General features: G+C 54.4%; 24 protein-coding genes. 5 read left to right on the top strand and 19 right to left on the bottom strand.

Annotation, left to right across the window (positions count from 1 at the left end):
* Nucleotides 1-45: 45 nt before the first annotated feature.
* From MHH62_RS12115 to MHH62_RS12050, 14 genes are all read right to left on the bottom strand, one after another.
* Nucleotides 46-264, bottom strand: a complete 219-nt coding sequence (locus MHH62_RS12115; RefSeq protein WP_032873290.1) for a hypothetical protein — start codon at nucleotides 262-264, stop codon at nucleotides 46-48.
* Between the two features lie 387 nt (nucleotides 265-651).
* A complete protein-coding gene (locus tag MHH62_RS12110) occupies nucleotides 652-1,188 on the bottom strand; it encodes an STY4534 family ICE replication protein (protein ID WP_019818099.1) in 537 nt (178 codons plus the stop codon).
* Between the two features lie 95 nt (nucleotides 1,189-1,283).
* The gene (locus tag MHH62_RS12105; protein WP_008437363.1) at nucleotides 1,284-1,535 is read right to left on the bottom strand and encodes a hypothetical protein; all 252 of its coding nucleotides are present in this window, start codon (nucleotides 1,533-1,535) and stop codon (nucleotides 1,284-1,286) included.
* A gap of 1,535 nt (nucleotides 1,536-3,070) precedes the next feature.
* The gene (gene pilM / locus MHH62_RS12100; RefSeq protein WP_339232996.1) at nucleotides 3,071-3,511 is read right to left on the bottom strand and encodes a type IV pilus biogenesis protein PilM; all 441 of its coding nucleotides are present in this window, start codon (nucleotides 3,509-3,511) and stop codon (nucleotides 3,071-3,073) included.
* A 57-nt stretch (nucleotides 3,512-3,568) separates the two neighbouring features.
* Nucleotides 3,569-4,006, bottom strand: coding sequence for a hypothetical protein (locus MHH62_RS12095; protein ID WP_124356003.1), 438 nt, complete (start codon nucleotides 4,004-4,006; stop codon nucleotides 3,569-3,571).
* Nucleotides 3,939-5,255 carry a shufflon system plasmid conjugative transfer pilus tip adhesin PilV gene (gene pilV / locus MHH62_RS12090; protein ID WP_019818096.1) on the bottom strand — a complete coding sequence of 439 codons (1,317 nt, stop codon included), beginning with the start codon at nucleotides 5,253-5,255 and terminating at the stop codon, nucleotides 3,939-3,941. The genes MHH62_RS12095 and pilV overlap by 68 nt, the downstream gene beginning before the upstream one ends.
* On the bottom strand, nucleotides 5,245-6,186 hold the full coding sequence (locus MHH62_RS12085; protein ID WP_008437359.1) for an ATPase, T2SS/T4P/T4SS family: 942 nt from the start codon (nucleotides 6,184-6,186) through the stop codon (nucleotides 5,245-5,247). Before MHH62_RS12085 ends, pilV begins: the two co-directional genes overlap by 11 nt.
* Before the next feature lie 10 nt (nucleotides 6,187-6,196).
* Entirely contained in the window at nucleotides 6,197-6,649 is a 453-nt protein-coding gene (locus MHH62_RS12080) for a type 4 pilus major pilin (protein ID WP_171902656.1), read from the bottom strand.
* An 88-nt stretch (nucleotides 6,650-6,737) separates the two neighbouring features.
* Complete coding sequence (locus tag MHH62_RS12075; RefSeq protein ID WP_019818094.1) at nucleotides 6,738-7,877, bottom strand: type II secretion system F family protein; 1,140 nt, start codon at nucleotides 7,875-7,877, stop codon at nucleotides 6,738-6,740.
* Nucleotides 7,867-9,426, bottom strand: coding sequence for an ATPase, T2SS/T4P/T4SS family (locus MHH62_RS12070; RefSeq protein ID WP_019818093.1), 1,560 nt, complete (start codon nucleotides 9,424-9,426; stop codon nucleotides 7,867-7,869). Before MHH62_RS12070 ends, MHH62_RS12075 begins: the two co-directional genes overlap by 11 nt.
* Nucleotides 9,427-9,438: 12 nt before the next feature.
* Nucleotides 9,439-10,011, bottom strand: coding sequence for a type IV pilus biogenesis protein PilP (pilP, locus tag MHH62_RS12065; protein WP_008437355.1), 573 nt, complete (start codon nucleotides 10,009-10,011; stop codon nucleotides 9,439-9,441).
* Nucleotides 10,001-11,332: a type 4b pilus protein PilO2 gene (gene pilO2, locus MHH62_RS12060; RefSeq protein WP_024073376.1), complete on the bottom strand. Its 1,332-nt coding sequence runs from the start codon at nucleotides 11,330-11,332 to the stop codon at nucleotides 10,001-10,003. The genes pilP and pilO2 overlap by 11 nt, the downstream gene beginning before the upstream one ends.
* A gap of 3 nt (nucleotides 11,333-11,335) precedes the next feature.
* Nucleotides 11,336-13,150, bottom strand: coding sequence for a PilN family type IVB pilus formation outer membrane protein (locus MHH62_RS12055; protein WP_019818091.1), 1,815 nt, complete (start codon nucleotides 13,148-13,150; stop codon nucleotides 11,336-11,338).
* Nucleotides 13,150-14,307, bottom strand: a complete 1,158-nt coding sequence (locus MHH62_RS12050) for a TcpQ domain-containing protein (RefSeq protein WP_019818090.1) — start codon at nucleotides 14,305-14,307, stop codon at nucleotides 13,150-13,152. The genes MHH62_RS12055 and MHH62_RS12050 overlap by 1 nt, the downstream gene beginning before the upstream one ends.
* A gap of 456 nt (nucleotides 14,308-14,763) precedes the next feature.
* On the opposite strand from MHH62_RS12050, the gene MHH62_RS12045 reads away from it, so the two are divergent.
* The 5 genes from MHH62_RS12045 to MHH62_RS12025 are packed head-to-tail and all read left to right on the top strand — an operon-like array spanning nucleotide 14,764 to nucleotide 18,208.
* The gene (locus tag MHH62_RS12045) at nucleotides 14,764-15,114 is read left to right on the top strand and encodes a metalloregulator ArsR/SmtB family transcription factor (RefSeq protein ID WP_008437351.1); all 351 of its coding nucleotides are present in this window, start codon (nucleotides 14,764-14,766) and stop codon (nucleotides 15,112-15,114) included.
* Nucleotides 15,115-15,136: 22 nt separating this feature from the next.
* The gene (locus tag MHH62_RS12040; RefSeq protein WP_008437350.1) at nucleotides 15,137-16,426 is read left to right on the top strand and encodes an arsenic transporter; all 1,290 of its coding nucleotides are present in this window, start codon (nucleotides 15,137-15,139) and stop codon (nucleotides 16,424-16,426) included.
* Nucleotides 16,427-16,435: 9 nt separating this feature from the next.
* Nucleotides 16,436-16,906, top strand: a complete 471-nt coding sequence (locus tag MHH62_RS12035; protein WP_008437349.1) for an arsenate reductase ArsC — start codon at nucleotides 16,436-16,438, stop codon at nucleotides 16,904-16,906.
* Entirely contained in the window at nucleotides 16,906-17,640 is a 735-nt protein-coding gene (gene arsH / locus MHH62_RS12030) for an arsenical resistance protein ArsH (protein ID WP_008437348.1), read from the top strand. Before MHH62_RS12035 ends, arsH begins: the two co-directional genes overlap by 1 nt.
* A 19-nt stretch (nucleotides 17,641-17,659) precedes the next feature.
* Nucleotides 17,660-18,208: an arsinothricin resistance N-acetyltransferase ArsN1 family B gene (locus tag MHH62_RS12025; protein ID WP_008437347.1), complete on the top strand. Its 549-nt coding sequence runs from the start codon at nucleotides 17,660-17,662 to the stop codon at nucleotides 18,206-18,208.
* Between the two features lie 255 nt (nucleotides 18,209-18,463).
* Here MHH62_RS12025 and MHH62_RS12020 read toward each other — a convergent pair whose 3' ends face one another.
* From MHH62_RS12020 to MHH62_RS12000, 5 genes are all read right to left on the bottom strand, one after another.
* The gene (locus MHH62_RS12020; protein ID WP_024073377.1) at nucleotides 18,464-20,419 is read right to left on the bottom strand and encodes a DEAD/DEAH box helicase; all 1,956 of its coding nucleotides are present in this window, start codon (nucleotides 20,417-20,419) and stop codon (nucleotides 18,464-18,466) included.
* Nucleotides 20,416-22,296, bottom strand: a complete 1,881-nt coding sequence (locus tag MHH62_RS12015; protein ID WP_019818088.1) for a hypothetical protein — start codon at nucleotides 22,294-22,296, stop codon at nucleotides 20,416-20,418. Before MHH62_RS12015 ends, MHH62_RS12020 begins: the two co-directional genes overlap by 4 nt.
* A 110-nt stretch (nucleotides 22,297-22,406) precedes the next feature.
* Nucleotides 22,407-24,311 carry a type I DNA topoisomerase gene (gene topA, locus MHH62_RS12010; protein ID WP_008437341.1) on the bottom strand — a complete coding sequence of 635 codons (1,905 nt, stop codon included), beginning with the start codon at nucleotides 24,309-24,311 and terminating at the stop codon, nucleotides 22,407-22,409.
* Nucleotides 24,312-24,410: 99 nt separating this feature from the next.
* On the bottom strand, nucleotides 24,411-24,608 hold the full coding sequence (locus MHH62_RS12005; RefSeq protein ID WP_073845721.1) for a CrpP family ICE-associated protein: 198 nt from the start codon (nucleotides 24,606-24,608) through the stop codon (nucleotides 24,411-24,413).
* A gap of 178 nt (nucleotides 24,609-24,786) precedes the next feature.
* Nucleotides 24,787-25,212, bottom strand: a complete 426-nt coding sequence (locus tag MHH62_RS12000; RefSeq protein ID WP_008437339.1) for a hypothetical protein — start codon at nucleotides 25,210-25,212, stop codon at nucleotides 24,787-24,789.
* Nucleotides 25,213-25,260 lie beyond the last annotated feature (48 nt).

The raw sequence follows: 25,260 nt of genomic DNA, 5'->3' as shown, positions 1-25,260 counted from the left end.
GCCCGTCCGGGAAGTGGTTTCCCGGTTAGGTATGTTTTGGTTATGTCAGGACCAGCACACGTGGCGTTGTGTCCAGAGGTTGAGGTCAAAAGCTTGTTTCGCGGCATATTCGCTGCGGTAGTATTCTTCGGACTCCCTTGATACCGGTTCAAACTCATCAGCGGTACCAATGTAATAGCCCGCAGCGCTCTTCAGTATTTGGAGGGGGTACTCGATACCGCACTCGGCGAATGCAAGTTTCCCGTATGCAAAATCCGACACAATGTATGGTTCCGGTGTTATTAGCTGCTGCTGGTCTTCTTCAGTAAAGCGTGACCAACCGCCACCATTAATGGCCGCGTTCACTCCTTCGCCCCAAGCTCGACTGAGCGCAGGAACGGTTTTGAACAGCTCGGGTACGATCGGCTGGCCGGCGCGGTACGCGTCGGCACCCAGAATATGAGCCTCGATCTCAGCCTCATATTGGGTAATCTCGTCGCCATAGATTTCCGCTTTTGCATAAGCAACGCGTATATCGAGAGATTGCGTAAATAACGTGTTCATAAAGGTGAGTCTCCAACGGACGAGAATCACCGTGCCCGGAAGGGAGGTGTTCCCTGCGGACTTTGATAATAATGAAGGCACCCGAAGGGTGCCTTTCAACAAAGTGAATCAAGATGCCGTACGCTGCTGTTTAGCGGGCGTTGGCTTGGATTGTTCCTCTGCTACTGGCTCGGATGCTTCTTCGCTTGCGAGCTGTGCTTCAGGTTCCGCTTCGCCGTCTTCAACAACTGGTTCTACTTCACGAGGCTTTGCTTCATAGACGGTTTGGCCATCCACCTTGATCCAGCCGATAAACAACAGGCGTCCCTTGAGGCTTGCTCCAGGTTGACCTTTTTTATCGCCTTTCTCGTAGGTAAATGCGTCGGTCCAGATATCACCGATGCGGAAGCTCACAAGGACCTTCTTTCCGGCTTCAACGGCTGCTTGGCTGCGACGAATCAGCTTTTCAGCTTCAGCGCCGACCACGTTGCAGTCGATATAGGAATACTCGGCATCATCCATCGAGCCGCGCAGAGCCGCAACGGTAACTGCCATGAATGGCTTACCTTTGCCGCGAGGTTTCACTTCACGGATACGGTTGAGATAACCGATACCAGTGGTGTGAAGGTCGAAGAATTTTGCTTCGTTGGATTGATTAGTGCTCATGGTGATTCTCCAGTTTCGAAATAACAGAAAGCGGAGAAACACTTCGCCCTAGGGGGAAAGTATTCCCCGCGAGGGTGGGTGGAGCTTAAGGTTGTTTAATGCATCAGCTTCATTGCAGCAATCATTACACCGACAGCTGCAGACAACATGACGCCCATGCGAATGGTGAGCTTGACTTCAAGCTGTGAAATCTCAGATTTGAACTCTGCAGCAAGAGCAGTTAAATCTGCCTTGGTAGCCAAACGTGAAAGCATGTCGGTCTCCAAAGCTTCAATAACAGCATTTGCCTTCTGTTCCGGGACGTTAATCGAAATCAACGCCTGGTAGAGAGCCAGTTCAGTTTTCATCAGACCTCCAAAAGTGAGAGGCCTGCCCTGACGGGGTAGGCCCGTCATGGGTGGGAAAGGTGCTTCCATCGACTAAGTCGACTGATCGCGCTACCGGAAGCTATGGCGATCTTGGGAGTGGATCAATGCAGAAAACCGCATCGTAGTCTTGCGGATCCAGACTACTTGGGCATGTTGCTGACGACGTCAGCGATACATGTGCAGATCATGGAAATACGATTGTCGCTTGTCAAGCCCCTACCGTGAAAACTCTGAGGAAACCTTCCCTTTGGGAAGGCTCCCTACAGAGGCGAAGGACGCAGACTTAGCAAGTTGCTGGCACCAACGAGCGTGCAGCTGGCTTCTTACGCGGTTTCCGAGCTGGCTTTTCGACCACTCGAGTGTTAGCCGCGTACCAAAGGTTCAGGTCGACACCTTTACGAGTTATTGCCGGTACATGATCCATCTCACGTACGAGACGCTCAGGTACGCAGGGCGGTGGAAGCAACGGAGCTGCTTTGGTATGGATAGCTGTGGGCGCAGCGCTGGTTTTCTTTACCGCACGCAGAAACTGTCGCGTGATGGTGCCAAGCGCGAAACCGAAGCCATAAGCAAGTTTGGACATGGTGATTCTCCTGCAGGTTGAATGCGGAGAACCCACTGACCCCGTTGGGGAAGTGATTCCCCGCGAGGTGAGTTGCATAAGGTGCTTCCATCGACGATTGTCGACCGACCGCGCTACCAGAAGCTCAGCGGTCTTGGGCGGATCTGACACGAACATCGTGTCGCAGTCTTCAAGATCCTGACTGCCTGGGCATGATGCTGACGACGTCAGCAAAGCACGTCCATATCATCGAAGGGGGGATGGTGATGTGTCAAGCGGAGAGGGATATTTCGCGGAGGGCAAAGAAGGTTCAGGTCGACAGGAGAAGCTACCGAGAGTAGCTGGGTCAACAGTCACTCTCGGATGTAGTAAGTAGCGTCTTTCAGAAAAAAATACCACCTGTGCGGGATGAAGGCGTTGTTGATCCCTGGGCTGTGATCTGAACGTCTTACTTCCAACACCTGGCCGATTATCGTGGCTGAGGCCAGCTAGCATAAGGCACGCATCCGCGCACAAAGGGAGCCCTGCGTTTCGCCGGCGGGCCACCGGCAAGGAAAAGCAGCTACCAATAGGTAGCCTGATCATCCTTTGCAAGATGATCAGGCTACCTATTGTGTGAGCTTTAAAAAGTGTGGGCCACAACACCAGTGTGGCCCTTAGACTACGGTGCTTCGAACCTCAACAGAGCCCTATGTGCCTTTGAACTCGCAATTCACGAGTTAGACGGCTGCGTGTCTGGCTTGAACAGGGAGACACAGGGAGAGCTCTGAACCAGGTCCGCACGCCCTTCCCGGAGCTATGCGTGCTTTGGGGTTGGTGATGAGGCAAGCCGCATCACCGGGCGCTACTGATGACCGCCAGTAGCCAACGGGGTGGAAACGTTGTTGTGATCATTATGTTGATAGGCCGGAGCTTATGCAACCCGGCGCCTTTCAAAGTCGGTCGACTCAGACTAATTGACTGCGACGACCGCACCTTCGGGAACAGGGGACGGAATTGCTATACCGGTCGCCCCAGTTATCTGTGAAATCAGCATTCCTGAACGCTTTAAACCAACGGTAGTTGTCTTTGTCAGGTCTACCAGCACAGAAGGCAAGCCTGACGGTGCAACCCCATCAAAATAAGTATAGACCGTTCCTGATGAGATGTAAGAACCTACGCCCACAGGTTTCACAAACCACCCAGGTAGGTTGAGCGCAGAATCGCTCGGTACTCCGCTGAAGCCCGGGTTGGCCTGGGCATATTCGGTAGCGGCAGATCGGTACACCAGAAAGCCGCGACCCAGTGAGTCGAGGGTAGCGTAGTCGGATGTACGTTGGTCCTGATGTTGGTTCTCCATGAAAATGCTGGAGGCAATGAGCACAATCATCAAAACGAGCCATTGCATTGTCATGATATGAGCTCCATCCACAAAATGGTGGTTGTTACCACCTACGCGTCAATAACAAAACTATTTCGTGAGGATAATCAATGTTAAGCAAATTCCTACTAGGCCAAGCGCAATGACAGTCCACTTTGCGGCTCGCTTGATGCTCATTGGTTTGCGTTGTGGATTGATTAATTCCATAGTGGCGATCTTTTTTACTAAATAACGACCAGAGGCCGTTGGTTGTAACTTGTAAGTGAACTCGCCGACCTCGAATGCCTCTTTTTCTTCTAGTGCGCGACGCCATAGCACAGTTGAGCATATCCTGCTTCGGGTGCTTAGCCAGGTCTGTAATTCTCCAGCACTATACTCAACGTTATTCTCAAGCGTCTGCACTGCAATAATCCCCATAAACATACTATAAAACGTTTTTGAAATTTTATAAATGGATGCTTTATTTGAAGCAGCTCCAATAGAAAAGACCTGGCCAGGAAAGTCGAGATGTGGAGAGAAACCATCCACTTGCATTTCTGAAGATGTACCCAGTCTCACTATCCCCGATGCCAAAAGCGCCAGTTAAAGAGCATGACTTCCATGTAGTGTCGCCAAGGGAGCAGGTCACACTTCCTCTGGCAGGCGCCTGGCAGGTGCCCTGGATCAGCTGGAATTCCCACCCACCTGGTCTTTTCCATAAGCCTTGTTCGCAGGACAACGTTATTCCCGCGGCGCTTTTTGCAAGAAGGGTTCGGTCACTGCACTGTTGCCCCTCGGTAGCTATGCCTCCCAGGGACAAATATTCATTTGTCTGAATGCGATCATAGGCCGTTATCTTGCCCGTCGAGGTTATCTTTCCACCCCATAGTTCACCTCCGGTTGAAAAGTTTTTGTCGTTATAAACTTGGACCCAGTTGGGGCTATTTTGATAAATCCCGCCTCCCCATTTTTCGCTGTACCAGCCTGTGTCACCACGTGTTCTGAACCAACCACCTGTGCTGGTATCACCGGTAATGGTTGCAGTAGCGGCATTAACATTGGCTGTGGCGATAACGTTTCGAGCTGTAATGTCGGCGTTAGCTGTTATGTTGCCTGACGCTGTGATACTTCCTGCGTTGTTAATATTGTGGTTGCCCATCGTGATATCAGTATTCATCGTGTTGAATTCTGGATGATTGGGCACTGCGTTTCGATATAGATAGTCATTAGCCAACGCTCCATCCATAAGAAAAAGTGCGCTAGCTGTATGTCCTGGGCCAGGAGCTATAGCATAGTTACTTAGTGCTACCTGCCATCCACCCCGCACGCCCTGGACGATGTTCGGATTGGCAGAAGAGATGAACCCACCAGGTCCTCCGAGATTTTCAGCGATGGTTCGAATACCCATTTCAGGAATCGTCTGCCCACCTGTAGTAACCACAATCACTTCCAGTTGATTGGCGTTGGGTTTCCGGGCGAGGCCGACAATGGTCTGCCCAAAGGCGTTAGTGGGGCTATAACCTGCAGGAAGGTAGTTGGTGTTGACGAGCATCGGAACGGTTATTTGCACCGGTACGGTTGCTGCCGCGTTGGCCAGCACCACGCTGTAGTTATCCTTCAGATATTTGGCCAATGCCTCTGAAATGGTTCTCTGTTGATCAGCCGCAATTCGATAGTCCTGAGAATCCATCTGCTTGATTTGCCATGCGATCGCCAAAGTGACGACAACGGAGAAAACGGCCAATCCGATCGCCATGTCCAAGCTCAAGAACCCCCGCTGCTTGATCCTACTGGTCATTCCAGAGACTCCTTGATGATTGGTGAGCGATGTCGTGATCGAGCATCGTGATCTTTCCTGCATGGACTTTCTCTCGGATGCCCGGTCCGTCATCGCCTGTGAAAAGCAGGCTCTGCAGGGTTAATCGACGACTTCCTTCGTTGCCACTTGATAAGGACTGGTGAAGAACAGCCACCAACCCCTTGGAGAGCAGCTCTCGGGCGTTATTGAGTAACGGCTGAGCCAGGGCTGATATACGTTCAATGCCTTGAGTAACGCTGCCGGCATGACCTGTGCTGATAATGAGATGGCCATTGATCGAGGCTTGAATTACTTGTGCTGCTGTCGAGCTGTCGCGAATTTCTCCCACGAACAGGAAATCGGCTCTTGTGCGCAGCGCTAGGATCAAAGCTTCCTCGTATCCCCCCATCCGGCGAGAGACCGGAACTTGAATGCAGCGCCCACTCCCATGCCTGCCATTCAAAAATGGTTCTGGAGGATCCTCTACAGCCACACAAATGCCTCCCCAGGCCTCGAGACGTGCTTTCACCAGTGATGCAGCACTTGAGGTTTTCCCTGTGCCCATTTCCCCACAAATAAATATCAGGCCGCGTACCGTGTCGCTCATCAGCGCGTCCTGCAGATAGTCGGGCAGACCCAGCATGTCCAATGGACGGATCTGGACTGAGGATTTGCTTACGACAAACACAGGCTTGCCATTCAAATCCAGCAACTGGGTTACACGAAGGACGACGCCATCTTCAATTAGGGCGAACTCTGGATCCTGGGTTGCCTTGTGCTTTTCCTCGCACTGCGCCCGTAAGCGCTCAAGGTCTGCCCGCCATTCGGCGGGCGCTTCAACCCTTCGTGCCTGCCCAGGGAGACCTTTGGCGTCGGCAAATCCATCGCCGAGGTACAGGTCGACGAATTCAGCATCAGAGATCACGCTCACACTGAGTTCCTTAGTACGAAGTCCAAGCGATGGTATTGGCGTCCGAGGAGCAGCTGGTCGCAGCTGCCACCGCAGTGATTTCGCCGGCAATTGCAGTGCCGCCATTGATCGCCGTCGTTGTCTGTTTGTCCTTGGCCATGTTCGAGGCAAGGGTGATGCAGGCATTTTTCGGAAGGTTGGATTCTGTGATGGTGAAGGTCATGCCGTTGCTCATTACGGTCACTGCGCCGTTCCAGCGGTTGGACAGGGCATTACCGTTGATGCTCATGCCGCCAGTTGCCTCGAGGTTGATCAAAGAAGGCGCCAAGTTGGTGCCTGCCGTGGCGTAGCCCGTGGTGCTTTTCAGTCGTTTGGTATTGCTCAGCAACGTGCCGAGATTGCTCTGTTCAATGGTGACGTCCGAGCTGCCGAACGTTCTGTAGCCCATGAACACGATGAAACCAAGTGCCACCGCGATCAGCATCAACCAGAACATCCCGTCCAGGGAGAGAAATCCGCGTTGGTTGTTTTGAGTGTTTGTTGGCATTTCCAGTACCTCATTTAGGTTTGATTTAAAGCGTTGCAGTCACATTGCCGGCCAACTGGAAGATCCCGACCACTACCAGAATCATCATGACCCCCATGGCCATGGAGGACATGCCGATAAGAGATTTGGCGATGGCTTCGACGCGCTGAAGCGTTTGCTCCAGCCACCGGTTGGAAAACCGTTCCATCGACTCAGCGAAGCCTTTGCGGGTGGCGAGCACTTCCAGAAAATGCATCGCCATGGGGTCTGGGAATTGATGACCCGCAAGCTTCAATGCGGTACCGAAGTTTTTGCCGGCGCTCACTCCGTAATGAATGGCGCTCAGGCGCTCTTTCAACCATGGAGAGGCATTGCGTTGAAGAGAGGTCAGCGCATCTAGTTGGTTGATGCCGGAGCGCAGCATCACAGCCATGTTGAGCAGAAAGATCGATCCGTGGAGCGCCTTGTAGACTGACCAAGGCGGGAGCCTCTCTGCTCGGACTCGCAGGACCTGGAGCAGCTTGTTCAACTGCAGCTTCCACGAAGGGCTGGCGGCCGTAATCTGAAGGCCGCAAAACACGGGTAGAGTGATGATCGATATGAGGATAAAGACGATTACAGCTATCAGCGTCACTAGCCCGTAGTGGGTCACGAAATTCGATAGGGCATAGAGGAAGGCCGGCACGCCGGTCCACGCCTCGGGGTTGGAGCGTCGTGTCATGGAGGGCACCATCCACACTGCAATCACATACAGCAACGCCGCCATGACGCTCCACACCATGGAGGGGAAAACGGTGGCGGACGCTACGAGTTTGCTGATCCGCTGACGTACTTCGATGATCCTCACGCAGTCCCGAAATGCCTGCACCAGGTTGCCGGTGTCTTCCCCGGAAGCGATCAAAGAGTTCTCGTCATAGGGAACCCAGCCTTCGCAGGAAATGCTCAGCGATTTCCCACCTTTTACCGATTGCGCGATATCCCTGCAGGCAAGGGACACTGGATGGAGCTTCTGCCCGTTATCGCTGAATGCTCTGGCCACCGTGTGCAGTGCGTCTTCAAGCGACACACCATCCTCAAGGATGCCCATCAGGCTCTCGTAGAACTGGATTCTTTCGTTTTTGCCAAACTGCTTGGCATAGAAGGTCTCTGCCCAACGATTCAGCATCGCTCTGACGTCACTCAGCATGAGCGAGCTCCAGGATTTGCCGGTCAAAGTCCAACGGCCCCACCGTCATTTCGGCGTGGCGGGGGTCTACTAATCCTTGTTTCAGTTTGATGATCGTGTGTGCGGTCTTGGTAATACCGCCCATTTCCTTGACCCAGTGGCGACGTGCCGCACTTGCACCCTGCCCATTGAAAACGCGCATGAATTCAAGGTCGGTGAGCAAAGTTTCCGCAACCACCGTGCGACCGGTGATGCCCAAGCCTTTGCAATGCGGGCATCCCGGTCCTTTGAGGTAGGTCTCATCAATCGCTTCCAAATCGCGCAAGTGCTGCACCAGCGCACTGTTGAGCTGCCCGAGATGCTCGCGTGCGGGGACGCGGCAGTGGGAACACAGCACGGGCAAGAGGGATTGATTGACCACGCTTGTCATCAGTGCAGGATCAGTAACCAGGTGTCGGTCTACACCCATGTCGATCAGTCGTTGAAGAGCTGCTACAGCGTTGTTGGTGTGCAGTGTCGTCAGCACCAGGTGACCAGTCATACCGCCGCGGAAAGCCGCTTGTGCTGATGCAAGGTCCCGGATCTCCCCATACATGAGAATGTCAGGGTCGAGTCGCATGGAATTGGTGATCCCGTCATTCCAGGTTTCACCGGCGCCCAGCGGTGACTGATTGGCGAGAAGTGGATATTCAGGTGGATCTTCCATCGTCAGAATGTGTTTTGTTCCACCGCACTCTTCGTGCAAGAGGTTCAGGTTTACCTGCAGCGACTTCGATTTGCCGGAACCGGTGGGTCCAGTGATCAGGTTCACCCCATAAGGCAAGCTGCGGATGCGGCTGAATGCATCAATTTGCTGCGTCAGGAAACCGAGATCACTAAGCGTCATTTTGGTTTTGTCGTCATACAGCAGACGCAAAACCATCAGAGGGCCATCTACGAGCGGCCGAGTGGCGACTCGGGCACCGAACAAACCGAGTTGGTCGACATAGGCGCGTTTTACCCTGGCGTCCTGGCTCACCTGCGGCTGGTAGTGGTCTTTCGCGACATCGCACATGCTGTTGTAGAGGGACGAGCAGAGCTCCATGCCCACCTGGCTCTGGTGCTGTTCTGCCTCCCACAAGAGCCCGTGGATGCGAAAGAAGATTCGAGTGATATCGTGACCTACGACAAAGTGGACGTCGCTGGCATTGCGCCGGTGGGCTTCTCCTAAAAGCTGCACCACCTGGGCCTGGCGCTTCGTCTCAGTCGCCGATAGTGCTTTACCATTTGCATCATCATTGGCGCGGTAGAGTGCCTTGATTGTGCTCATCGAGCAGACCTTGACCTCAAAGTGGTGATTTTCGTGTTCCAGCTGGTCCTCGAATGCCATGACATAGGCATCCGTTTGGTGTTGGGCTGACACATACAAAATCCCATCGCTGGTCAACGCACATAGTTGACGCAGCTCGGGTTTCAGCTCAAACGGTCCACCAGGGGCCGTCAGCAGTATTTGGTGCGACGTCAGTAGGACTGCAGCAGACTCATCACTGTCAGGCTCTATGACATCTGGTTTTTCAGTCAGGATCGTCATCGAACTTCTCAATCAACGTTGGCCAGGGATCAGCCCAGGCGGCATAGGTGCTGATGGGGTAATGCTGGGGGCTGAATTGTTAACGTTGCTCAAGCTGGCCGGGGGCGTACTGGAAAAGCCGAGGGGGTAGCGCTTACCGCCACGCTCGAGGGTCACGTTTTCGACGGAGAGGATGGCCATGCGATAGCCACCGGGTAACTCCCGAGATGAGGCATCTGCGTCTACTTCAAATCCGCTGCTGTAGAGCAGAGTCGCACGCAGCCGTTTTGCTGAGCCGAATACCGCTTTCACGACAGGCAAGTCAGACTGTGTATCACTGCTGTGCGCCGAGGCTGCAGCCGGCTGTGTGAGGTTTCCTTGAGAAAAAAACACAGTTGACGGCTGCGTCGTCGCACTTTGGTCTTCGCCCTTGATCGATCTTTCGGCCTTGGCCTTCTCGGCTTTGGCATTCAACAAGATCGTCTGGCTTTGAATCTGGGCCAGCTCGCCGACGTTCACCCCAGATAGGGTGTTCTCATCTGCCCAGCTCGATGGTGCCCCTAACGCAAGGATGGAGCACAAAAAGCACAGCGCTTTATTTCGCATATAGGTCACCTATTACTGACCAGACAAGGTGGCCGGTCTCATATTTGGTTGTGATTTCGCGCAGCCGTAAGCCCTGACTGGGTGCGCCGGATAATGAGTCCAGCGGCGTAATGCCAGTGGCATAGCTCAGCTCGAATTGCTTCCATTGAGGCGGTGGGGGCGGCGGTGGCGCAGGTTGGCCCGGTATCGCTGGTTGAATGGGCACAACGACCGGCACTTCTTTCAGCACTGGGGTTTGAGTGAAGCTGTGCAGCCAAGACGACAGGTTCGCCAACATCACGATGGCGTCTTTTAGAGGCTCATCACCGGCTGCGGGTAGAGAGATGTCGAATTTCAACGTGGCCGAGTTGCCCTCGTCAAAGAAGGCCGGCCGATCAGAAAAGTGGCCCTGCGTCGCCTGTATCAGTTTGTCGGCCGTGCTATTGCCCGAGCGCTTATAGGAGGACAAAACCTGTGCGCCGTCGCAGACGGCACTCGTGAACTGCCATCCCTGAATGGACAGAGGCAACTGATAAATGACGTTGCTGCAACCCTCCAGGAAATCTGCAACAGATGGACGTTTGGCCCAAGGGTGTTCAAGCGCTTGGGGCGTCTGTTCCATACCGGATTCTTTTTGCAGTCTGGCCAACTCTGCCAGGCGTTGCTGTTCAGCCTGGAAAGCCGCCTCTTTGGCTATCTGGTCCTGATGGTTCTGCCATTGAGCCCATCCGATGATGCCGGCAGCGATCAGCACGCCAAGAACCGCCAGCTGTACAAGTTCTGGTTTGGATAGCCCAAAGACGAGTGGCCGTAGCCGGTACTCGCGTTTTAGATGCGACGGCTGAAGCAGCTCTGCCACGTCCAGTGGTTGACCGCCCATATCGAACTCTGGGGGCAGGTACTCGTTGTCGAAGTTGATCCCACGACTGCGTTGTTGCGCGACTCGGCGGCGGACCTCAGCACCAGTGCCGATCATGTCGCAGCCAGAGATCACGCCACCTTGATACACAGCAACGAGGGCATATTGGTCAATCTCGCTTTCAGTTTTCCAGGCCGCGATCCATGAGTCCCCCAGCTGTCCAGCCAGGGTGGCCGCGAGCGAGTACATCCCTTTGATGACCTCCTCGCTGCGCGCTACAAAACCTGCCTGAATAATGGCTGGTGTTCTTCTAATGGCGACAATGTCGAGGTGGTGCTCACGACCGTACTGGCGCGCTTCCTTCATGTGCCCGGTGACACTACCCAGCGGATGCCAGCGCAGACCGGTGACAAATGATTTTCCACGATACTGGAGTACCTGGACTCGAGCAGAGCGTGCATTTTTTGAGGTTTCCGCAACCATGGCTTACCCCTTGGAACCTGTGCAATGCAGCAGTGGGGTAGGGCAAGAGCCCCAAGGCTCGTTGGCAGCAGGTGAAATCACCGCGCTGGGGCTGCCTGTGTCGCTATCAACAACAGGAGTAATCAGCACTACGAGTACGCTGTGCCCTGTGGTGCGGACACGGCTGCCGCCCAAACCGAAGAATCCAGGATCCCCTACGCCAGACTTGGTTGCGTTTTCGCTGTTCTCCTCAAAACCAGTCAGTACGAGGGTTTGACCGCTGCGCAATTTGACCTTGGGCGACAGATTCTTGGTGTCGTAATCCGCTGTCTGGACACTGGAGCCGTTGCTCGTAAAAGTGGTGAAGGTCGGTTTGCTACTCATGCTCAGGGTGATCATCAGCAACATGTTGTCCTGGTCGATGATTCGAGGGAGCAACATCATGTTGAAGCCGCTGGTGATAGTCGCGGGGGTGAGCGAAGTAGACGATCCAACGGAAGCCGTAGTGGTTGTCGAGCTTGATGCGACATAGCTCTTTACGTTGCCGATCTGGATGGGTGCCGGCTGCAGATTCAGCGTGGTGACCGACGGCGAGCGAACGTTCGAGATTCGGCCCTGTTCGGAAAGTGCTTTGATGATTAAGTTGGAGCCAGCCCAAGGAGACTTCGACGTGTCCAAAATACTCAACGAGCCCGACACCGCGCCCGTGCTTATGCCGGTGGTGGCATTCTTCAGCGAAAAGCCCCATTTGTTGCTCAAGGACGTATAGACAGCCGTCCAGTCCAGGCCGGTCTGGTCTGTGTCGGTGAGAGTTACCTCGAAAACTTTGACGTTGAACAACACCTGACGGGTGATACTGCTGTTGATCGAATTCAGGTATTTAGCAACGTTTGAGAGTACTTCTGGTCGATCACTTACCGTCAGGGTGCCAGTGGAACGCGAGAGGAACATCCGACCTTGGGGCTGTTGGCTCAGCATCGCCTTGACGTTTTTTTCAATGTCTCCGATCAGCGAGGTCTTGATGGTAACGGTGGTGCTCTGGTTGCTGCCTGATTCACCCGATGCACCTGTCGACGAAGATCCGCCGCCACCACCACCGGAACTGCTCCCGCTGCCTGTAGCGGTCAGCAAGCCCGACTTCACTGTGCTTTCAATGACCTGGTCATCACCAAATGCCCAGACGTCGAACGTCTTGGTGTCGAAGTAAGTGACATGCACGCTTCGATCATCGGAGGAATAATTCCACGCTAAGCCCAACTGGGAGGTCGCTTGATTCAACAACCCTGACAGCTTGCCGCTGTACTTAATGGGGAATGTGTTGGGTGCAGTCAGCCCAATCGAATTCATTGAGCGGGCGTTGCTCGGAACATTGCCGATGACGCCGGCGGGCATGAAGTTGGTCAGGTTGTCGGCAGAGCCCAAACCAGGTGGAACTGCAGGTCCTGAGTTGCCCTGCGTCGAACTGGAAAGGACACTTGGGTCGATTGCGTCAGGGGCTACGATGACCGGTACACCACATTCACTAGTGATGTACTGCGCGATCTCAGCGATCCCAACGTTATATGAGGGGCGATAGGTGATGTCGCAATCCATGGTCAGCGGTAAACCACGCTTGGCGACCAGCGGTTTTTTGGACACCCATGGTTTGTCGCTGAACACCACCGTAGCGCGCGCGGACTCTTGCTGCTGATTTCTCAGAAATCGGCTGTATTGAGAGGCTGTCGCAGCGTCATTTTCAGCTCGGCTGGCCGATTCATTCACACGCTGCAGCGAACAGGAACTCACCAGTGCGACGATAAGTGACAAGGCTGTGCTTTTGATCCAGAGACGAGCAGTCATCATTTGTTCCTCTCTGTAATAAAAATCAGCCGCTGTGAGGAGTTACTGTCGACCACATCGACCAGAAAGGACCGTGGAGCCGAGTCGTAGAGAGGGAAAATCGACCCAATGGCTTCTTGGAAACTGCCCTCAAATCGAAGTGGAGCGTCAATTGAGTAATCCAAATCATCGACCTGCCACATCAGTTTCCAGCCCGCTTTTTCAGCCCAGCCTTCGACGGTTTGACGAAGGGTTGAGCCAGTTGAAGCCGTCCATGTCTGGGCCAGCGGCTTCGGCGCTGCAATGTCCGTCGCAACCGGCTTTGGCGCTGCAGAAACTGCGGACGGCGCGGTGACCAGTTTCGGAGTTGAAGCGGCCTTGGCATCTGGGTTGCTGGACGAAGTCGAGGCCGGACTCTGAGTCGGCAAGGCAGACGTTTGTTTTGTAGAGCCATCCTTGGTAATCACCGTAGGAGGGGCCACGGTTTTGGCTGGTGCAGCGTTCGCCACAGGGGTAGCGGCTGATGCCGTTGTTGTGAAAGGCGCTGTTTGGGGAACGGCGGCGACTACTACTTGGCTGCCCGCATCATTGTTATTGCTCTTCGCTGCGATAGGCTGTGCAGCTGTCGATGTGTTGAGTTGAGCAATCTGAGTTGATGCAGGACGTGGAGAGTCCGGGAGCTGGTAGCCAGGGCGCAGGACGTAGCACACCTGACGGTTGACCTCGTCGACCTTCACCTGCCAGGCCGGACCTGCGAGCACCTGCAGGGTGTTACGCAGGGTCATAGGGCCAAGTTTATATTGGGCTGCTGGGAGTGGTCGGGTGTAAAGGATGTTGACGTGGCCAGAGTCTGCCGAGCAAAGCGTATAACCTGAACGGTCCACCACGTACTGCATGGCCTCATGCACATTTGGGTGCATGTTGGCTGGAATGCTGATGTCGATAATCTGAGCCATCAGGTCACGTTGGCCAGAATCTGGCAGCGTGCTGACGAGGGTGTAGCGGCCATAGCGCACTACTGGTTCTTTTTCAGGAACGGCGCCGCCAGGATAGAGGTCTGGCGTCAACATGTCCGGATTGCGACTGCTGTCGAAAGCGGGCTTGGGTGTCTGCGCCGTTTGGGTCGTGCAACTGGCGATTAACGCTAGAAGCGAGAGCGTGGTGACGTGCCTGATCATGTGCCGAGAGGCCCCCTGTAATGATAGGGGAACGGTGACAGGCTGGTACCAGCTGCGCAGTAGGAAATAGAAAACTACGTCTATAGGTATTTATAGGCTATACAAAGATGACGCGACCGAGGTGGAAAATTACCTAGTATCTGATCACCCATTTCCATTCACGCTGAGCATTCATTTGCATTCACGCTGACCACTCAATTGCATTCGACCTGACCAGCTATCCTGCCATTACGCCTAGAGTAATGAATCCAAAATCGCGTTCAGCGAACATCCATTCGAACATCAAATCTCCGTCCGCGTGCTGAGGCGATTGTTAATCCCTCCTGGTCGTTACCCTGTGGTCGACCGGTGAGCATTGATCCCCATCGTTAACTCCCGCCACAGGCATTTGTGCAAGCAGGCTGAACGTGGTTAAATCTGCATATTCGATTATCCACATATGCAGAGCGATTGCTTATGAGCCTTACACCACACACATTCTTCAAGTGCTTGGGTGATGAAACTCGCGCCCGGATCATGCTCATGCTTTCGGCTGAGGGTGAGTTGTGCGTGTGCGAGTTAATCTGGGCACTGGACGATAACCAGTCGAAGGTCTCCAGGCATCTTGCCCAACTGCGTGCTTGCGGGTTACTCGCAGATCGGAGGCAGGGTCAGTGGGTTTACTACCGGCTGCATCCCGAGCTTGAACAGTGGGCACTGGATGTTCTGAACGTCACTACGCAGGCACACCAGTCCTGGGTTAACGACCATCAAGGACGGCTGGCTTCCATGGAAGACAGACCCGTGCGCCAAGCCTCCTGCTGCTGACATCCTGATCTGGAACATACTCATGCTCATCGCAGCATCGATTTTCGTAGTTACGCTCGTCTTTGTTATCTGGCAACCCAAGGGGTTAGGTGTCGGCTGGAGCGCGGCAGCGGGTGCCGTTCTGGCACTACTGACTGGCGCCGTAAGTCTAGGGGATGTGCCGGTTGTGTGGCACATCGTCTGGAACGCTACCGCGACCTTCATTGCTGTGATCATCATCAGTTTGTTGCTCGATGAAGCGGGATTCTTCAAATGGGCGGCGCTTCATGTCGCTCGCTGGGGTCGGGGCAAAGGCGGACGTCTGTTTGCGCTGATGATCCTGCTCGGTGCAGCCGTTTCGGCACTGTTCGCCAATGATGGAGCCGCACTGATTCTGACCCCAATCGTCATCGCGATGCTGACGGCGCTTCGCTTCAGCCCGGCATCCACCTTGGCATTCGTGATGGCCGCAGGCTTCATCGCTGATACCGCCAGTCTGCCGATGGTGGTGTCCAACCTGGTGAACATCGTTTCGGCAGACTTTTTTGGCGTGGGTTTCGGTGAATACGCTTCTGTCATGTGGCCAGTGAACCTAGTGGCCGTGGCCGCGACACTGTTCATGCTCTGGATGTTCTATCGCAAGGACATTCCCGCCCAGTACGACGCGGATCAGCTTGAGGCCCCGGAGTCGGTGATTCGAGATCGGGCGACCTTCATTGCTGGCTGGTGGGTACTTGGCCTGCTGCTGGTTGGTCTGTTCGCACTGGAGCCGTTAGGTATCCCCATCAGCGCTGTTGCTGCTGCGTGTGCAATGATCCTGCTGGTCATCGCAGGTAAAGGCCAAATCATCTCCACGAGAAGGGTCATCAAGGACGCGCCCTGGCAAATTGTCGTGTTTTCGCTGGGCATGTATCTGGTGGTCTATGGCCTGCGTAATGCTGGCCTAACCGACTCGCTCTCGGGGCTGCTGAACATATTTGCCGAGCATGGCCTATGGGCCGCTACCTTGGGCACCGGTATCACCGCTGCGCTGTTGTCCTCGATCATGAACAACATGCCGAGTGTGCTTATCGGCGCTCTGTCCATTCAGGGCAGCGACGCTACAGGACTGGTACGTGAGGCCATGATCTACGCCAACGTCATCGGTTGCGATCTTGGCCCCAAGATCACGCCCATCGGAAGCCTGGCCACGTTGCTGTGGCTGCATGTGCTAGCGCAGAAAAATATCCGCATCACCTGGGGTTACTACTTCAAAGTCGGCAGCATCCTCACCCTCCCTATCTTGCTGGTAACGCTGGTGGCACTGGCGTCGCGGCTGAGCATCCCTGTCTAGGAGAAACCCATGAAAGTGCTATTTATGTGTACGGCAAACAGCTGCCGGAGCGTTCTCTCGGAGGGGTTGTTCAACCACCTGGCCCCGAGCGGTTTTAACGCCGTCAGTTCGGGCAGCTTCCCAAGCGGACAACTGAATCCACGCGCCGTGAGTACGTTGCAAGCGCTTGGTATCGACACCACAGATCTCTACAGCAAAGGCTCAGAGGTGTTTTCGGACTCACCACCGGATGTGGTGATCACCGTGTGTGATAAGGCTGGAGGCGAACCCTGCCCGGTCTATTTCGGGCCTGCTGTCAAAAGCCACTGGGGCCTCGCCGACCCTTCCGATGTAGAAGGCACAGACAGCGACATCCAAGCCGCATTTGACGCGACCGTCGTCCAGATTAAAAAGCGTTTCGAGGCATTCTTCAGCTTGGATCATTCGGCGCTCACACCGCAGGAACTGAAGCGCGAGCTAGATCAAATAGGTGAACTGTAATGGACGAATTTTCCTCGGAAAGCAGCCTGGATCTACCTAATCTGGATCAGTCGCTAATCGACTTCGTCACACTGGATCGCCTGCAAGGCAACGAGCAACCGACTCACAAACCACGCATCTTGTTGCTGTATGGCTCAACCCGTGAGCGCTCTTTCAGCAGGCTGCTGACCCAAGAGGCCGCGCGCATCCTGACCCTAATGGGAGCCGAGACCGTCATCTTTGATCCCTCGGGTCTGCCTCTCCCTGATGACGCTCCGGAAGACCATCCAAAGGTTAAAGAGCTGCGGGATCTGGTTCTGTGGTCAGAGGGACAGGTGTGGTGTTCGCCAGAGCGTCACGGTGCAATGTCTGCTGTATTCAAAGCCCAAATAGACTGGATACCTCTCACGTTGGGCGCTGTCCGCCCCAGCCAGGGCAAGACGTTGGCCGTCATGCAGGTCTGCGGTGGATCACAGTCCTTCAACACGGTAAACCAGCTTAGGATCCTCGGGCGCTGGATGCGGATGATCACCATCCCAAACCAGTCGTCAGTACCCAAAGCCTTTCTGGAGTTCGACGACGCAGGGCGTATGAAGCCATCCGCCTACTACGACCGTGTTGTGGACGTGATGGAGGAACTGATGAAGTTCACGCTGATGGTTCGGGGCCGGGAAACGTATTTGGTAGACCGCTATTCGGAGCGCAAGGAAAGCGCCGAAGCACTCTCGAAACGAGTCAATCAAAGATCGATTTGAGCGACCAAGGGGATAGAGGATGAGCAACACCACAGTAAGGATTGCGCAGATTTCGGACGCTCAAGCCATCCAGGCAATTTACGCACCGATGGTTGAGCATACGGCGATTTCGTTTGAGCTTGAGCCGCCCACAGTCGAAGAGATGGCCAAGCGGATTGGGTCGACTTTGCCGACTTACCCGTATCTGGTAGCGGAGCGAGACGGCCAGCTCATCGGCTATGCATATGCCAGTCAGCACCGGGCTCGTGAGGCCTATCGCTGGTCGGTCGACGTCACCGTTTATATATCGCCAGAAGCGCACCGTAGCGGGGTCGGCCGGGCACTGTATGGCGTGTTGCTGCCGACATTGAAAAGGCAAGGGTTTCACGCAGCCTTTGCCGGGATCGCGCTGCCAAACGATGGCAGCGTGGGGCTGCATGAAGCACTAGGCTTCGCTCACATCGGTACGTATCCAGAAGTAGGATTCAAGCATGGCGCTTGGCATGATGTTGGATATTGGCGTATCGCGCTGGATTCAACGAGTCCGCCAAAACTGTCCGTGCCTTTCAGTGAGATCAGTCTCTTCTGAATGGGTCTCGACGGCCATTATGAGCGATGGGAAGATTCTAATACGTAACAAAGTCAATTATGTTCGACTCCTCGAAATGAATACGAGCAAAGTGGGTAAAATCGAAATAGATTTGCCACTTTCGGAAGTTTGCAGATATCGAACGAAACTATTGTTGCCGATGGGGAGGCCTATTAGATTCCAGAAAACAAAAGTAATGGTTCCAAGTACGTTTACAAGGTCTCAGCCACTAAGAAGCAGTGATATACCGCAGATCTACAAATTGGTCGCCAATGCTTGTCTCGCGTTGCCGGCCGCGTCGGGCTCAATGAGGTCACTTGCCAACTGACGCTTATCCTGCAGCATTTGCCAAAGCATCTGGTCGATTGTGTTTTCCACCAGCGGGATTTTCACCACGACCATGCGCAATTGCCCATTGCGGTAGGCCCTGTCCTCAGCCTGGTCCTGCAGTCCAGGCGTCCAGGGGAGGCCCAGGAACATCACATAGTTGGCCGCAGTGAGGTTGTTGCCGGTGCCGGCAGCGGAGGTAGTGGCGGCAAAGACGCGGGTTTCTGGATCACTTTGGAATTGATCGATCGCCTTCTGCCGTTTGCCTACAGAGTCACTGCCGACAACCGTGACGCACCCGTACTCAGCTTGCTTGCACCGAGTGCGAAGTGTTCCTACCGTATCCTTGAACTCACAGAACAAGATTACTTTGTCCTCCGCGTCCAGTTCGCACAGCAGATCCATTACGACACGAATCTTTACCTGCTCAAGCAACTGACGCAGTGATCCCAACCTGGCGAGGCTAGGCCTGTCTTCGAGCCGAATTTGATCGTATTGCTTGCGCTCTTCAGCAGTGAGTTCGATGGGTAAAGTTTGGCGCTGTTTGCCCTTGAGACCGGGCAAGACATCCTTGCGTCGACGGAGCATCCAATCGCCGATTGCGCCCCGCAGATTCATGCGGAAATCCTGACTGCCGGCGAACTGTTCGCAGAATTCTTTCAAGGGCAGTTTCCCAACGGGGTGGCCGGATAGCCGTAGCAGCGTGTGCAGCTCAGATTCTCGGTTGAGGACTGGCGTACCCGTCAGCAGGTAACGGTTGGGTATCTTGGCGGCAATGTCGAAGCCGTGACGTGTCCACGCGGCGGTCGGCTCTTTCAGGCGGTGCGCCTCGTCGATGATCATCACTTCAAAGTGTCCTGCATGCAGAACAAAATCGCCAAGGCGTTCGTAGTTGGTGATAATCCATTGCGAAGAGGGATCAAAGACCTGTTGGCCGATAGTGGCCTTGGGATACACCATCTGGATTTCGCGTTGCCAGTTGATGATCAACGTCGACAGGGTGATAACCAAGATGGGTCTATTAGCTGCTCGGATTGCAGCGGCAATGATTGCTTGGCGAGTTTTACCAAGCCCCATGTCATCCGCAAGCAAGGCGCTTGTGCGCTGTAGCAAGTGCCGGATGCCTGCCGGTTGATGGTCCAGTAAAGAATAACCAGCCAATGCCTGGTTAATCTGTTCGGTAGTGGACCCGGTGCGCTCGATTGAGGGCACCGCGGCTAAATACACATCGGTTGAGGTGCTATCGTCAGCCGCTTTTGCTGCGCGCTCTTGTGGCGGTCCACCAAGACTGATGCGGGTGATTTCATCAGCTGGAACAACGGATCCGTCGGTCAGCAGCTCTTGCACGGTGTCGAGGATTTCGAACTGATCCTCCGACAATCCAAGCTCCAGGATCAAGTTGCTTCGCACCACTTCCGCACCAGCGTCAATGCGCCAGGACTTGGAATGCCCGAGAAACACGCCGTGCATGCGCCTTGAAACGGCGACCGCGCCAGGATGGTAGTCACCTGACAGCAGGATCCCGCCCTGAACGAGTGGAGCTATCCGAAAGGTCAGCCCCCACGTGAATGCCTGCCGATCTGGGTCGTTTTGTGCGGCTGTGATTTTATGTGAAAACGTCTCCCAACTTTCATTGAAACGGTCCTCGGACAACTCCATCAAACGGTGGAAGAGCACATCCAGGTCATCCAGCAACTTGCCTTTTGGTAATCGCCAATAGCGATGTTGAGGATGCTCGGCACGCCGAATATAGAAACCATTACGTTCGAGAAACAGCCGGTTCGCACCCTCAACGTATTGCATTAAGACCCCGAAGTCATAGCCGTCAAAAATGACTTTTTCGACCAGGTCCTGCCGGCGGTTCATCAGACGTGGACGACTCATGTCCTGCTCAATCGTTGGTTGATCCATTCCGCACAGGCCTGGGCATGCATTTTTTTCCGGTTTCGATTTGTATAGCGCGACATGGATAGTGTTTGGTCGGGCCATTCCAGGTTAATGGCGAGCTCACCCGATTTGATCTTTGCCCAAAACCATTGATAGGCCCGGTCAACCCTGGAGCCCGACTTAGGTGTGCGATTGCGGAGCCCTCTCAGTTGTATCGTCACCAGGTGTTTGGGAGTCAATTTTGCTAACGTTTCGCCCCAGGCACTTTCATCCATTTGGATTTCTGCAGAGGCCAACGATTTCCCGTTTTCGCGAACCGAAAAAAGACGGCAGATGCCCCGATAAGCACTGTAGTCGTAACCATCAATGCAATGGCCCAGCGCTCGATGTTCCGCATCAAGATCGGCGGGGCACTTCAGTTCGATAATTTGCAGCCCATTTGGACTCACGAGGGGTGTGCTGGTTGAATAAAGCAGCGGCTTCCAGGGCGTTAAAGAGTCTGTTCTTGTTTGTGGATCTACTGCATCTAAAGCCTCACGGATGTCTATCAACGCGAGGTGAAAGCCATTCACCAAGCTGGCGATCTGGTGATAGGAAGCAGTAGCAATGAAGCTTTTGAGTTTCTGCAGTGCTTCACCAGAAGCTGGTCCGTCGCTCTCATCAACGTTGTTAAAGAGCTCGTTCAGGTCTCGAAAGTCGTCGGCGATTTTGGACCAATTGTCGTCCGACCAATCAGTTGGACACCCTGACAGCAGCCTGTTCCAGTCCTGCGTTTGATCCAGCAGTTGATACGGGATTTTATCCAGCAGCGCGAAGAGAGTGATCCAGTGCGCTTTTTTAAGAGGACGGCGATTGCCCAGTGAGGCTCCCAGCAGCAGTCGATGCCAGGGTCCTTGTGGCCCCTCGCGGCTGATACGGGTCAATGCACTGCCGGTATCGAATACCCGCTGTTGACCCAGGTAGCGCACTGCAGCGCGCGGCGCCTGTAGCAGCCAAGCCAGTGTGTCGGAAAGGGGGAGGCCCGCGTCGGCTATGCGACCTACCAGGCACTCTTCAGCGGAAATCAAATAACGGTCCTCACTCCAGTATGGGCGCCACGCCTGAAGTTCATCCCATGGGCAGTTCATGTATACCTGCTGCTGCCCATCCCACGGCCACGGCCATTGATCTGCTAGTACCAGAAGTGGAATCAGTACTGGCTGGGCTTTTAGGGCCTGAAGGCGGCGTTTTCGGTCACCTTGAGCCAGCCAGTTATAGAGCTTGGGTGAGGGACATTGCGCTGAACGAATGGCGAATAAAAGCTCTTGGTCCAGACACTGGCAAAACTGCTTCAGCGTGCTGCCAATCTGCTTCAGGTAAAATCGGGTGCGGGGATTGAAGTACCGATTGTTGCTCGCCGTCCAATCGAAGCCGCGGCGATTAAAGCTTCCTAGATCTTCAATCGAAAGGGCTTTCGCCCTCTCTCCAGCAGACTTGCAGAAGGAGGTCAGTAGGACGTCTGCATACCAGCGTTTTTCAAACCTGAGCAGTAGCTGCTGGGCCACCATTGCGGTGGGTTTTCTCTTATGCACGCGGTCCTTGCTGAAGATTTTGCAGGCCTTAACCTGATGACCATCGAAGTACTGGAGGTGATCGCCGATTCTGGCCAGGAGCCGCCGTGTTTGATCATCTGTAGAGGGCAGGGCTACGCACCAGCAACGAGTATGGACAGTGGAACTCAGATAGGTATCGATGAAGGAGGTCAGCTGGGAGGGCGGTACGTTAAATTGTAAAGCCCAGGTCTGGGCGACTTCAATTTGCCGGTCTGAGAACTTCTCCAGCTTCGGCGCTAAGATGCGCAGCCCCACCACCGATTGTCTCTTCTGTACGCTCACCCATGACCTCCTCTGCAATTTCGCAGAGGACTGTCAGGTATAGGAATGGTGGGCTTCTAGGGTTAATGCGTAACGGCGTTGTCGGTGATTTATATCGGCAATGGCAGAAGTCACACCCCTCTGGGTTTATTGAGATCTGGTTTGCCATTCAAGTTTGGAAAACTCACCTTGCATCCATTCGATTTGAAGCCTGTGCAACCCCAAAAGTCATAGCCACCGCCCCCTTTTTTTTGTCGCCTTGCGAGGGGTTGATTGCACTTGGGACAGTTGAAAGCGCCACCTGCTGTGGCTGGGCGTGGAGCGGACGCCATCGGCACACTCGGCATTCCACGTTGCTGAGACAGTTCCTCTTCCAGGCGTCTATGCAGACGCGCAACGACAGCTCCATAGGTGTCTTGGCCCTGGGCGACTTTGTCCAAATCCCGCTCCAGCTCCCTCGTAAAATCGAGCTCCACGAAACTGTAGAACCCTTCCAGCTTCGCGATTGTTTCCTCCCCCAGCGGCGCCGGTACCAGCTTGCGGCTTTTTTCCTCAATCATTCCTTTGCTGGTGATGTTCTTCAAGATCGAGGCGAACGTGCTGGGACGACCAATACCGCGGCGCTCCATTTCTTTGATTAGACTGGCCTTGGTGTAGCGGGATGGCGGCTGAGTTTTCTTCTTCAGCAGTTCTCCGTTGTGCACAGAGATGATCTGTTTTGGTGTGAGTGCAGGAACTGGGTTGCTCGCTGCTCCATCTTCCTCATCGTCTGTGTCATCGCCCTTGAGCAGTTTCCGCCACCCAGGATGAAAAAGGGTTTCACCAGTTGCATTGAATCGCAAAGCCTTACCATTTGGGCCAACCGCGAGCAGTTTTACAGCACGCACGTCGAATACCGCCGCTTCGATCTGGCTGGCCAGCGCCCGGACCCAAATCAACTTGTACAGGGCGAGTTCCTCGTCGTTCTCACCAGCTTTTGTATCAGCCCAATGCGTCGGGGTAATAGCGGGGTGGCCTTCCTGCGCGCCTTCGGCGGCCTTGAATGTACGTCGCTCGTCGACGGTCTTCAATCCGATAGATCTAGCTACGGTTCTAATATCCTCCATGGCCTCGTCTGGTACGTTGGGATTATCCGTCCTGTGGTAGGTGATCACGCCTTGTTCATACAATCGCTGGGCGACTTGCATGGTCTTGTCCGGGTCCCATTTCAAGGCGTTGCTGGCTGCTTGTTGAAGGGTGGAAGAGATGAAGGGCGCGGGTGGGTGGCGCTCGGCCTTGCGGTCTTCACAGGACTCGACGACGACATTACGTGTGCCGGCGACGAGTCGGGCCAGGTTGGCATCTTGAACGTAAGGAAAGTCTTTGCTCGCGAAATCCGGTACCGGTTGCCAGTCTGCATACCAGGTGGTGCCCTGATTCATATCCACAAAGTTCAGACGCACACCGAAGTGGTTGATTACCTGAAAGTTGCGGATCTCGCGCTCGCGCAAAACCACCAGGTATACGGCAGGCGATTGCACGCGGCCTGCAGAGGTGGGCTTGCCCATCAGTCGGCGTAGCTCCTGAGTCACCAGGTAACCCACCAAACGATCAAGTACACGCCGGCATTCTTGTGACGCGACTCTGTTCAAATCGATTTGGCGAGGATTGGCTAGAGCCTCTGCGACACGCTTCAGGGTGATTTCATTGAAGGTGATGCGTTTGTAGGATTTGACCGCCAGTACCTGCTGGATGTGCCAGCTGATGCTTTCACCTTCGCGATCCGGATCGGTTGCGAGGTAGATTTCATCGGCCTGTTTAGCTGCGGCCTTGATGGTCCGCACGGCCTTGGCGCTCTTATCCAGGATCTCGTACACCGGTGTGTAATTTTTGCGGACGCCTGTGGTGATCATGCTGTCGTCCTGCCCTCTGGCGGGCAAGTCACGTATGTGCCCACCACTGGCGACAACCAACCAGTGTTCGCCTGGGCGCAGTTTCTTCATCATTGGCTGAAGCTTTTTCAGCTTCCCAGGTGCCTCGATGATCAATAGCTTCACGGTGTGCCCCTTCTCAATTATGCAGAGCGGGACTGTCACGTCATGGCAGGTAAGGCTTCAATGGGAAATGGTCAATGCACAACGGGAGGCTTTTAGCGGCTAGAGGTCCAGCGTCAGCTGCTGTTCCTGGGCAAAGCCCTTTAGCCACGACGCGCGCATCGCAGGATGGTGGTAAGGGCAGTCATACACCCGTAGCCCTTTTCGGGCGGCGTCAGCACCGGCTATTTGAACGGCAGTATGGGGGTTATTGAATTGCCGCCTATCTGCTGGTTTCAAAGAAGTTCGAGATTGCGCCATTGGCTATCGGTCCCCGAAGAACAGATCTATCAGACAGTAACATCACGAATAGCGCATTTTTTTGCATCAAAAACGGAAGTTTTAAACTTCTGTGCTTGAGATAGCCGAATGGAAGTGTGACTCAACCTGAAAGTTAACGAATGGCGCGATTTTTTGCCAACCAATTGGCGGTTTGATGTCAATTCGAAGCTGGCTCGTCCGTCCAGTTCGCAACTCTGATCCACGCGATGAAGTCCTGAGTGGATTGTCCGCTTTGAACACGTAGTTGTTCCAGCTTGCCGTATAAGTGTTCAGTCATTTCGTCGTCGTCGTCAAAGTCGACGCGGTATTCAGTATCTAAGCGGTATTCATCGAGCAAGGTGTTGATAAATCGGCGGGCTTGCCAGGTATCAAGGTCTGTCTCTCCACGGCCCCCCATCAGATACTCTCCCGTTCGCCACCCAACTGGAGCCCATGATGCTCGGTTTATGTCCAGGGTGAGCCCGTAGTAGTCCGGAGCATTCACCTCGCTTTCATCAAAGTAAGCCCAGTAAACACGGCCTAAAGCTGGGTGCTCTGCGCCAATGACAACGTACCCTGTTGGGTCCCTCAAAACTTCATCCATCGGCACGTCCTAATTTGTAGTGGTTCTCTAATGAGGTCGGGGGAAACG

The organism is Pseudomonas sp. FSL L8-0168 (assembly GCF_037976155.1).
Taxonomy (GTDB): domain Bacteria; phylum Pseudomonadota; class Gammaproteobacteria; order Pseudomonadales; family Pseudomonadaceae; genus Aquipseudomonas; species Aquipseudomonas paracarnis.
Note: the sequence above shows the minus strand (reverse complement) of the source record. Positions and strands in the feature narration are given on the sequence as shown.

What these genes read in the sequence shown, in the direction of transcription:
- MHH62_RS12070 (WP_019818093.1), bottom strand. Translation starts at nt 9,426, where the DNA reads ATGACGATCCTGACTGAAAAACCAGATGTCATAGAGCCTGACAGTGAT.
- MHH62_RS12000 (WP_008437339.1), bottom strand. Translation starts at nt 25,212, where the DNA reads ATGGATGAAGTTTTGAGGGACCCAACAGGGTACGTTGTCATTGGCGCA.
- MHH62_RS12105 (WP_008437363.1), bottom strand. Translation starts at nt 1,535, where the DNA reads ATGAAAACTGAACTGGCTCTCTACCAGGCGTTGATTTCGATTAACGTC.
- MHH62_RS12040 (WP_008437350.1), top strand. Translation starts at nt 15,137, where the DNA reads ATGCTCATCGCAGCATCGATTTTCGTAGTTACGCTCGTCTTTGTTATC.
- MHH62_RS12025 (WP_008437347.1), top strand. Translation starts at nt 17,660, where the DNA reads ATGAGCAACACCACAGTAAGGATTGCGCAGATTTCGGACGCTCAAGCC.
- pilV (WP_019818096.1), bottom strand. Translation starts at nt 5,255, where the DNA reads ATGACCAGTAGGATCAAGCAGCGGGGGTTCTTGAGCTTGGACATGGCG.
- arsH (WP_008437348.1), top strand. Translation starts at nt 16,906, where the DNA reads ATGGACGAATTTTCCTCGGAAAGCAGCCTGGATCTACCTAATCTGGAT.
- MHH62_RS12045 (WP_008437351.1), top strand. Translation starts at nt 14,764, where the DNA reads ATGAGCCTTACACCACACACATTCTTCAAGTGCTTGGGTGATGAAACT.
- pilO2 (WP_024073376.1), bottom strand. Translation starts at nt 11,332, where the DNA reads ATGGTTGCGGAAACCTCAAAAAATGCACGCTCTGCTCGAGTCCAGGTA.
- MHH62_RS12075 (WP_019818094.1), bottom strand. Translation starts at nt 7,877, where the DNA reads ATGCTGAGTGACGTCAGAGCGATGCTGAATCGTTGGGCAGAGACCTTC.
- MHH62_RS12080 (WP_171902656.1), bottom strand. Translation starts at nt 6,649, where the DNA reads ATGCTGATCGCGGTGGCACTTGGTTTCATCGTGTTCATGGGCTACAGA.
- MHH62_RS12110 (WP_019818099.1), bottom strand. Translation starts at nt 1,188, where the DNA reads ATGAGCACTAATCAATCCAACGAAGCAAAATTCTTCGACCTTCACACC.
- MHH62_RS12055 (WP_019818091.1), bottom strand. Translation starts at nt 13,150, where the DNA reads ATGACTGCTCGTCTCTGGATCAAAAGCACAGCCTTGTCACTTATCGTC.
- MHH62_RS12035 (WP_008437349.1), top strand. Translation starts at nt 16,436, where the DNA reads ATGAAAGTGCTATTTATGTGTACGGCAAACAGCTGCCGGAGCGTTCTC.
- MHH62_RS12005 (WP_073845721.1), bottom strand. Translation starts at nt 24,608, where the DNA reads ATGGCGCAATCTCGAACTTCTTTGAAACCAGCAGATAGGCGGCAATTC.
- MHH62_RS12020 (WP_024073377.1), bottom strand. Translation starts at nt 20,419, where the DNA reads ATGAGTCGTCCACGTCTGATGAACCGCCGGCAGGACCTGGTCGAAAAA.
- pilP (WP_008437355.1), bottom strand. Translation starts at nt 10,011, where the DNA reads ATGCGAAATAAAGCGCTGTGCTTTTTGTGCTCCATCCTTGCGTTAGGG.
- pilM (WP_339232996.1), bottom strand. Translation starts at nt 3,511, where the DNA reads ATGACAATGCAATGGCTCGTTTTGATGATTGTGCTCATTGCCTCCAGC.
- MHH62_RS12050 (WP_019818090.1), bottom strand. Translation starts at nt 14,307, where the DNA reads ATGATCAGGCACGTCACCACGCTCTCGCTTCTAGCGTTAATCGCCAGT.